This window comes from Microbacterium sp. (genome assembly GCF_039812165.1).
Classification (GTDB): domain Bacteria; phylum Actinomycetota; class Actinomycetes; order Actinomycetales; family Microbacteriaceae; genus Microbacterium.
In genome coordinates this window covers 40,349-49,003 of the sequence record NZ_JBDIAB010000005.1, presented here as the reverse complement: position 1 = coordinate 49,003, position 8,655 = coordinate 40,349, and the positions used below count along the sequence as shown (strand labels likewise).

The 8,655-nt window shown below is 70.9% G+C and carries 10 protein-coding genes; 8 read left to right on the top strand and 2 right to left on the bottom strand.

Features of this window, described 5'->3' with window-relative positions:
• The 8 genes from WML84_RS01305 to WML84_RS01270 all read left to right on the top strand — a co-directional run.
• A partial coding sequence (locus tag WML84_RS01305; protein ID WP_347344351.1) for an FtsQ-type POTRA domain-containing protein occupies nt 1-760 on the top strand: 760 nt, incomplete at its 5' end.
• 287 nt (nt 761-1,047) lie between these two features.
• On the top strand, nt 1,048-2,193 hold the full coding sequence (gene ftsZ / locus WML84_RS01300; RefSeq protein WP_347344350.1) for a cell division protein FtsZ: 1,146 nt from the start codon (nt 1,048-1,050) through the stop codon (nt 2,191-2,193).
• Nucleotides 2,190-2,873: a YggS family pyridoxal phosphate-dependent enzyme gene (locus tag WML84_RS01295; RefSeq protein WP_347344349.1), complete on the top strand. Its 684-nt coding sequence runs from the start codon at nt 2,190-2,192 to the stop codon at nt 2,871-2,873. The genes ftsZ and WML84_RS01295 overlap by 4 nt, the downstream gene beginning before the upstream one ends.
• A 33-nt stretch (nt 2,874-2,906) precedes the next feature.
• On the top strand, nt 2,907-3,359 hold the full coding sequence (gene sepF, locus WML84_RS01290) for a cell division protein SepF (RefSeq protein WP_347344348.1): 453 nt from the start codon (nt 2,907-2,909) through the stop codon (nt 3,357-3,359).
• 2 nt (nt 3,360-3,361) lie between these two features.
• Entirely contained in the window at nt 3,362-3,664 is a 303-nt protein-coding gene (locus WML84_RS01285) for a YggT family protein (RefSeq protein ID WP_347344347.1), read from the top strand.
• A gap of 108 nt (nt 3,665-3,772) precedes the next feature.
• Nucleotides 3,773-4,327: a DivIVA domain-containing protein gene (locus WML84_RS01280; RefSeq protein WP_347344346.1), complete on the top strand. Its 555-nt coding sequence runs from the start codon at nt 3,773-3,775 to the stop codon at nt 4,325-4,327.
• An 8-nt stretch (nt 4,328-4,335) separates the two neighbouring features.
• Nucleotides 4,336-4,872, top strand: a complete 537-nt coding sequence (gene lspA / locus WML84_RS01275) for a signal peptidase II (RefSeq protein ID WP_347344345.1) — start codon at nt 4,336-4,338, stop codon at nt 4,870-4,872.
• A 1-nt stretch (nt 4,873) separates the two neighbouring features.
• The gene (locus WML84_RS01270; RefSeq protein ID WP_347344344.1) at nt 4,874-5,794 is read left to right on the top strand and encodes an RluA family pseudouridine synthase; all 921 of its coding nucleotides are present in this window, start codon (nt 4,874-4,876) and stop codon (nt 5,792-5,794) included.
• A 34-nt stretch (nt 5,795-5,828) separates the two neighbouring features.
• Here the strand turns inward: WML84_RS01270 and WML84_RS01265 are convergent, their stop codons facing one another.
• Nucleotides 5,829-6,740 (bottom strand): universal stress protein, encoded by a 912-nt coding sequence (locus WML84_RS01265; protein ID WP_347344343.1) that lies wholly within the window; start codon nt 6,738-6,740, stop codon nt 5,829-5,831.
• Between the two features lie 14 nt (nt 6,741-6,754).
• Nucleotides 6,755-8,563, bottom strand: a complete 1,809-nt coding sequence (locus WML84_RS01260; RefSeq protein WP_347344342.1) for an amino acid permease — start codon at nt 8,561-8,563, stop codon at nt 6,755-6,757.
• Between the last annotated feature and the right edge of the window lie 92 nt (nt 8,564-8,655).

Below are 8,655 nucleotides of genomic sequence, written 5' to 3'. Positions count from 1 at the left end.
CGGCGTGCGCACGGTGTGGTCCGCCGCGCGCGCCCGCCGTCGGGCGCTGCGCGCCGAGGTGCGCCGCTTCACCGCGCGCCAGCGCCGCCGTCGCCGCCTGTGGGCCGGCGTCGGCGCGGCGCTCGTGCTGCTCGTGCTCGGCACGCTCGGCGCCGCCTACAGCCCCCTCTTCGCGGTCGAGCGCGTCAGCGTGATCGGCACGTCGGCGCTCGACGCGGATGCCGTCGAGTCGGCGCTGTCGGGCCAGGTCGGCACTCCGCTGCCGCTCGTCGACGCGAGCGTCGTCAAGGCCGAGCTCGTCGCCTTCCCGCTCATCGAGTCGTACACGCTCGAGGCCCGCCCGCCGCACGAGCTCATCGTGCGGATCGTCGAGCGCACGCCGATCGGGGCGATCGAGTCGGCCGCGGGCTACACGCTCGTCGACGCGGCCGGCGTCGCGCTGTCGACGACGAGCGACCCGCCGCCGGGGCATCCGCTGCTCGACCTCGCCGACGGGGTCGGCTCGAAGACGTTCGAGGCGGTCGGCACGGTGTTCCGGGCGCTCCCCGACGACATCCGCGCGCAGGTGACGGCGATCGCCGCCACGACGCCCAACGACGTCACCCTCACGCTCGGCGGCACGGGCACGACCGTCGTGTGGGGCGACGCGCACGAGTCCGCGATGAAGGCTCTCGTGCTCGCCACCACGATGAAGGCGCGCCCGCCGGCGGAGGTCACGTCGTACGACGTGTCGTCGCCGGCCGCGGTCGTCGTCTTCTGATCCGACCCGATCGCATCCGGGTGCGGCCGGGGCGCGGCCCGCGGCGCGGATCGCGTGCGTGCGACGCGGGCACCGGTCGTTCCGACGCGCTCCCGGGGCACCGGACGCCGTCGCCGCGACACGCCCGGGGGACAACTTCGCGACACGCCCACGGGATCCGCGGATCGGTCGTGGCATCCCCGTATTTTTCATGTCAGGGAAATGCATACTCGGCAATTCTTTAAACCTCTACATGAGGTTCAAGGTTTAGACAAACAACAAGGTTCGGGACGAAGACGGAGGCCGGCATGAGCCAGAACCAGAACTACCTCGCGGTGATCAAGGTCGTGGGCGTGGGTGGTGGCGGCGTGAACGCCGTCAATCGGATGATCGAGCTCGGGCTGCGAGGCGTCGAGTTCATCGCCATCAACACGGACGCCCAGGCGCTGCTGATGAGCGACGCGGACGTCAAGCTCGACGTGGGCCGCGAGCTCACGCGCGGGCTCGGCGCGGGCGCGGATCCCGAGGTCGGCCGTCGTGCCGCCGAGGACCACGCCGAGGAGATCGAGGAGGCGCTCGCCGGCGCCGACATGGTCTTCGTCACCGCGGGCGAGGGCGGCGGCACGGGCACGGGCGGCGCGCCCGTCGTGGCCCGCATCGCGAAGTCGATCGGTGCGCTCACGATCGGTGTCGTGACCAAGCCCTTCTCGTTCGAGGGCCGTCGCCGCCAGAGCCAGGCCGAGGCCGGCGTCGCGAAGCTGAAGGAAGAGGTCGACACCCTCATCGTGGTGCCGAACGACCGCCTGCTCGAGATCAGCGACCGCGGCATCTCGATGGTCGAGGCGTTCGCCACGGCCGACCAGGTGCTCCTCGCCGGTGTCCAGGGCATCACCGACCTCATCACCACTCCGGGTCTCATCAACCTCGACTTCGCCGACGTCAAGTCGGTCATGCAGGGCGCCGGTTCCGCCCTCATGGGCATCGGCTCCTCGCGCGGCGCCGACCGCGCGATCAAGGCCGCCGAGCTGGCCGTCGAGTCGCCGCTGCTCGAGGCCTCGATCGAGGGCGCGCACGGCGTGCTGCTGTCGATCCAGGGCGGTTCGAACCTCGGCATCTTCGAGATCAACGACGCCGCGCAGCTGGTCAAGGAGGCCGCGCACCCGGAGGCGAACATCATCTTCGGAACCGTCATCGACGACACCCTCGGCGACGAGGTGCGCGTGACGGTCATCGCCGCCGGGTTCGACGGGGGCGAGCCGCAGCTGCGGGTCGAGCCCGTGACGACCTCGCGTCAGGTGAGCGTCCCGGCCGTGCCGGCGATCCCCGCGCCCGTCGCCGAGATCGCGCGCCAGCCCGAGCCCGTGCGCGAGAAGGTCTCGGTCGTCGCGGCGAGCGAGTCGTTCGACTCGGCGTTCGGCGACGACGACCTCGACATCCCGGACTTCTTGAAGTGACCCTGGCGGCACGGCTCGCCGACGTCGACGCGCGCATCGCGGATGCCGCGCGCTCGGCGGGCCGTGACCCGGCAGGAATCACGCGGATCGTCGTGACCAAGTTCCACCCCCCGCAGCTCGTCGAGGACCTCTACGGCCTCGGCGTGCGCGACGTGGGGGAGAACCGGCAGCAGGAGCTGACCGCCAAGTCAGCGCGGCTGACCGGCCTCGACGGGCTCCGCTGGCACTTCATCGGTCAGGGGCAGACGAACAAGGCGCGCGCCATCCGCGCCGTGTCATCCGTCGTGCACTCGATCGATCGCGACCGCCTCGCCGACGCGCTGCACGCGGCGGACCCCGACGGCGAGCCGCTCGACGTGCTGCTGCAGGTCAACCTCACCGACGACCCCCGCCGCGGCGGCGTCGCGCCCGACGGCGCGGCACGGCTCGCGGAGCACGTCACGGCATCCTGCCCCTCCCTGCGACTGCGCGGCGTCATGGCCGTCGCGCCGCTCGGCGAGGACCCCGCGCCGGCGTTCGCGCGCCTCGCGGACGTCTCGTCCGTCGTGCGCGGAGTGGCGCCGGATGCCGCCTGGATCTCCGCCGGCATGACCGGCGACTTCGCCGAGGCGATCGCCGCCGGCGCGACACACCTGCGGATCGGCACGGCAATCACCGGTCCGCGTCCACCCCACGATTAACCTCAGAACCAGACAAGCAACACGGAGGATCCGATGTCCAACCCGCTCAAGAAGACCATGGTGTACCTGGGCCTCGCCGACGAGGAAGAGGCGTACGACGAGCCCGCCGCGGAGTCCACCGGCCGTCGTGAGCACACCGTCGAGAAGGCTGCCCCCGTGACCCCTCTGCACCGTCCCGCCGTCGTCCGCCAGCCCTCGGTCGGCGCCGTGAGCGAGATCCTCACCGTCCACCCCAAGCAGTACCGCGACGCGCAGGTCATCGCCGAGAACTTCCGCGACGGCATCCCGGTCATCATCAACCTGTCGCAGATGAGCGACGCCGACGCGCGCCGCCTCATCGACTTCGCGAGCGGGCTCTCGCTCGGCCTGTACGGCCGGATCGAGCGGGTCACCAGCAAGGTCTTCCTGCTCTCGCCGGAGAACGTCGCGGTGTCGGGCGACGGCGCCGTGGCGCAGGCCGACCCCGAGGCGTCCTCCTCGCAGTAGTCGTGGAGGTCGTGCGGCTCGTCGCCGCGGTCGTCAACGCCCTGCTGCTGGTCTACATCCTGCTGCTGCTGGCCCGGTTGGTCATGGAGTACATCCCGCTGTTCAACCGGCAGTGGCGGCCCCGGGGCGTCGGCCTCGTGCTCGCCGAGATCGTCTTCACCGTCACCGATCCGCCGATAAAGCTGTTCCGTCGCCTCATCCCTCCGCTGCGGCTCGGAACCATCGGCATCGACTTCGGATTCCCGCTGACGATGCTGCTGTGCTTCATCCTGCTGTCGGTCACGCGCGCCATCGCCGGCGCCTGATCGGCACCCACTACCCGTCCACACCCGCGGACTATGCTGTCTGGGTGCGGCCCGGCCGGCCGCCCGAGACACGCATCGTCCCGAAACCCCGAGAACGAGGACTCCCACATGGCCTTGACCCCCGATGACGTCGTCATCAAGCAGTTCCAGCACGTCCGCTTCAAGGAGGGATTCGACCCCGACGAGGTCGACGACTTCCTCGACGAGGTCGTCGTCGAGTGGCGCAAGGTCATCGCCGAGAACGAAGAGCTGAAGGCGCGGATCGCCGAGCTGGAGTCCGGCGAGGCACCCGCCGAGGCCCCGTCCGCCGACGCGACCGCCCCCGCCGCGGGCATCATCGGGCTCGCCCAGCGTCTGCACGACGAGCACGTCGCCGAGGGCATCGCCCAGCGCGACAAGCTCGCCGCCGAGGGCGAGTCGGCCCTCGAGGAGGCTCGCACGCAGGCGGCCGAGATCGTCGCCGAGGCCGAGGAGCGCCGGCGCGCGGAGCTCGAGCGCCTCGAGGGCGACCGCGATGCGCTGGAGTCGACGATCGGCGACCTGCGCCAGTTCGAGAGCGACTACCGCTCGCAGCTGCGGAGCTTCATCGAGAGCAAGCTCGAGGACCTGGACGGCGATCTGGACGCCGACGCGGACGACGACGCGTCGTCGGACGACGACTAGGCGCCTCTTTGCCAGGCCGCACACCACTGCCTGCTCCGGCGGCCGGTGCCATCGTCGCGATCCTCGCGGCGCTGGTGCTGGCCGCCGATCAGTTCACCAAGCACCTCGCGCTGGAGAGCCTGCCCTACCAGCAGACCGTGCCGGTGCTCGGCGACTTCCTCGTCTTCTACCTCACGCGCAACTCCGGCGCCGCGTTCTCGCTGGGCGCGGGCGTCACGTGGGTGTTCACGATCGTGCTGTCGGCGGTGGCCGTGGTCATCGGCTACCTGGCGGTGCGGCAGGTCCGGTCGCGCTGGTGGGCCGTGATCCTCGGGCTGCTCCTGGGCGGCGTGCTCGGCAACCTCGCCGACCGCCTGCTGCGCGAGCCGGGCTTCGCGGTCGGGCACGTCGTCGACTTCATCCACACGCCGTGGATGATGCCGGCCATCTACAACGTCGCCGACATCTTCATCGTCACCATGATGTGCTCGGTGGCCATCCTCGTGCTCTCGGGGCTGCGGCTCGACGGCACGCGCGAGCGCCGCACGGCGAACGCGGAGTCCTGACGTGCCGGCGCGGAGCCTTCCCGTCCCGGACGGACTCGACGGCGTGCGGGTGGATGCCGCGCTCGCCAAGCTCCTGGGACTCTCGCGCACCTTCGCGGCCGAGGTCGCCGAGGGCGGCGGCGTGACACTCGACGGGCGGATGCTCGGCAAGTCCGACCGGCTGCACGGCGGCGCGTGGCTCGAGGTCGAGTGGCAGGACCGGCAGGAGCCGCGGATCGTGCCGATCGCGGTGCCCGACCTCGGGATCGTGCACGACGACGACGAGATCGTCGTGGTCGACAAGCCGGCCGGCGTGGCCGCCCATCCCTCGCTCGGCTGGGAGGGGCCCACGGTCGTCGGGGCGCTCGCGGCCGCGGGCTACCGCATCGCGACCACCGGCGCCCCCGAGCGGCAAGGCGTCGTGCACCGGCTCGACGTCGGCACGAGCGGGCTCATGGTCGTCGCGAAGACCGAGCGCGCGTACTCCGTGCTCAAGCACGCGTTCAAAGCGCGCGAGGTCGACAAGATCTACCACGCGGTCGTGCAGGGGCATCCCGATCCGCTGGCCGGCACGATCGACGCGCCGATCGGACGGCATCCCTCGCACCCGTGGAAGTTCGCCGTCACCCCCGACGGCAAGGACTCGGTCACCCACTACGAGACGCTCGAGGCGTTCCGCGGCGCATCGCTGCTGGAGGTCCACCTCGAGACCGGCCGCACGCATCAGATCCGCGTGCACCTCGCCGCGCACCGGCATCCGTGCGTCGGCGACCCGCTGTACGGCGCCGACCCGACGCTGTCGGCGCGGCTCGGGCTCACCCGGCAATGGCTGCACGCGCGTGAGCTGTCGTTCGCCCACCCGGGCACGCGCGAGTGGGTGACGTTCGCGTCGGAGTACCCCGCCGACCTCGCCCACGCGCTCGACGTGCTGCGCGACGAGTAGGCACGGCGGCGGACCGCCGCCGTGCCCGCCGCGGTCAGTCGTCGGCGGCCAGTGCCTCGGCCGCCACGCCCGGCACGACGACCACCGGTACCGGCGCGTTGCGCAGGATCTTCGACGATCGCGAGCCGAGGAACACGCGGGCGACCGGGCCGCCGCGGCTCGAGCCGATGACGAGCACGTCGCCCTCGGCCCATCCCGCGTCGTCGATCGCCTCGGGCCACGAGTAGCCGCGCCCGAGCACCGTGTCGATGCGGTACGGCACGTCGGGGAGCTGGCGCACCTCGTCCAGCTCGGCCTGGATCGCATCCGTCGCCCGCTTGGCCCACTGCTCGACGACGAGGTCGTCCTTGCCGCCCACGAGCGTGTCGGCGAAGAGCGTCGTCGGACGCACGGCGAACGCCGCGAGCCGCAGCGACGCGCCGACGCGCGCGGCGACGCGGGCCGCCGCGCGCACGAGCTCGCCGCCGCCGGTCGAGCCGCCGTAGGCGACCGTCACGCGGCGCACGGTCGCGCCCGGGCCGGCGCGGAAGCCGCGCGGAGCCATCGCCACCGGCAGCTCGGCACTGTGCGCGATGCGTTCCGCGGTCGCGCCGAGCGACAGGCGACCGTGGGCGGCCGAGCTGGACGAGCCCACCACGATCATGTCGGCGTCGTGCTCGGCGGCCGCCTCCATGAGGCCCTTCGGGATCGATCCGGCGTGGCGGGCGACATAGGTCGCGCGGATGTCCTCCGGGAGCCTCGCCCTGGCCTGGTCGAGGTGCTGCTGGGCGACCCGTTCCAGGTAGGCGAGGAACTCGGCGTCGAGATTGGTCGGGTCCACCGGCCAGGCGTCGGCCACGATCGAGCAGACCACGAGATCGGTGTCGGCGGAGCGGGCGAGGAGCGCGGCCAGGCTGAGCGCGGCGATGCCGCTCTCGTCGGCGCGGCACCCTACGAGGATCGTCACGGGGGTCTCCTCCGTCAGCCGGCGGCGACCGGCGCGCCGGCGATCACGTGCGTGAGCGGGATGTCGTACGTCGAGCGCGCCCGCTGCACCACGTCGTAGCGCAGCCAGTCCGACTCGGTCTCGGGTTTCGTCGAGATCACGAGCTGGTCGGGATGGAACGACTCCACCGCCTCGGCGAGGGCTCGCAGTGGACGGTAGTCGCCGAGCGCCCCCTCGACGTGCAGGTTCTCGGCGCGGAGGGTTCCCATCATCGTGTCCAGGCGCGCCTGCGCGGCCTCGACGGTCGCCTCCCAGATGTACACCGCACCCTTCTTCTCGGCCTGCCCGGTGTCGACCGGGTTGGCGGGCACGCAGATGTAGTACTCCGCCTTGCCTGCGCGGTCGATCCGCCGGAGCTCCTCGATGAGCTCGTCGGCGGCGACCGTCTCGTTCGCCATGACGAGCACGCGGCTCGCCTTCTCGTTCACCTCCGGCTGCAGCGCCTCGGGGTCGACCGAGCCGCCGCGCGCCTTCGTCACGAAGAAGGCGATGATCACGATCGCCCACGAGCCGAGGCTCAGCAGCAGCTGGACGAGCGTGTCGGGGTTGAACGCCATCTGCACGAGCACCGCGAAGATGCCCACCGTCGCGAGGATCGAGAGGAACGGGAATCCCCACATCTTGATCTTGAACTTCGACGGGTCGGTGCGCCGGCGCAGCACGATCTGCGAGATGCCGATGAGCAGGTAGACGAAGAGGATGATCGCCCCGGACGAGTTCAGCAGGAAGCTGAAGACCGTGTCGGGCGAGATCGCCGCGGCGATGACGCACAGGAACCCGATCACCGACGAGACCAGGATCGCGCGCCGCGGCACGCCGCCCTTGCTCACCCGGATCAGTCCGACCGGCGCCTCGCGCCGTGCGGCGAGCACGAAGAGCATGCGGGATGCCGTGTAGAGCCCGGAGTTGAGGCACGAGAGCACCGCGGTCAGCACGACGAGGTTCATGATGTCGGCGGCGAACGGGATGTTCATGCGCTCCATCGCGGCGACGAACGGCGAGAAGCCCGGCCTGTTCTCGTCCCACGGGACGATGAGGGCCAGGAGCAGCGCCGACCCGACGTAGAAGATCGCGATGCGGGTGATGACCGAGTTCGTCGCCTTGCCGATCGCCTTCGCCGGGTCGGGGGACTCGGCCGCCGCGATCGTGGCGATCTCGGCGCCCACCATGGAGAAGACCACCACGACGACGCCGCTGAAGATCGCGCCGACGCCGTTGGGGAAGAAGCCGCCGTGCGAGGTGAGGTTCGAGAAGTCGAGGTGCGCGCCCGGCCACAGGCCGATCACGAACAGCGCGCCGAGCGCGAGGAAGACGATGATCGTGGCCACCTTGATGCCGGCGAACCAGAACTCGAACTCGCCGAACGAGGCGACCGAGAAGAGGTTGGTGGCCGTCATCAGCGCCATCAGGATCAGCGAGAACACCCACAGCGGGACGTCGGGGAACCAGTGCCGCAGGATCTCCCCGCCGGCGACGGCCTCGAAGCCGACCACGATGACCCAGAAGTACCAGTAGAGCCAGGCGACCGAGAAGCCGGCCCATCCGCCCATCGCCTTGCGCGCGTAGTCGGCGAACGATCCGGTCGACGGGTTCGCGGTGGCCATCTCGCCCAGCATCCGCATGATCAGGATGATGAGCACACCGGTGATGCCGTACGTGATGAACGCGCCCGGCCCCGCGTCGAGGAAGACGTTGCTGGAGCCGACGAACAGACCGGCGCCGATCACGATCATGGAGAGCTGGCGTTGGTTGAGTCCTTTGTGGAGCTCAGGAGATCCGGCCATGAGGGGTCCTCTCGACTGATGCGGCACGCCTGGGGTGCGACCGCACGGTTGCCCCAGAATGTCGGGCTGACCTGACATTTGCAAGCATCGTG

Excerpts from the sequence above, each read along its gene's own strand:
- ftsZ (WP_347344350.1), top strand. The coding sequence starts at position 1,048 with ATGAGCCAGAACCAGAACTACCTCGCGGTGATCAAGGTCGTGGGCGTG.
- sepF (WP_347344348.1), top strand. The coding sequence starts at position 2,907 with ATGTCCAACCCGCTCAAGAAGACCATGGTGTACCTGGGCCTCGCCGAC.
- WML84_RS01280 (WP_347344346.1), top strand. The coding sequence starts at position 3,773 with ATGGCCTTGACCCCCGATGACGTCGTCATCAAGCAGTTCCAGCACGTC.
- WML84_RS01260 (WP_347344342.1), bottom strand. The coding sequence starts at position 8,563 with ATGGCCGGATCTCCTGAGCTCCACAAAGGACTCAACCAACGCCAGCTC.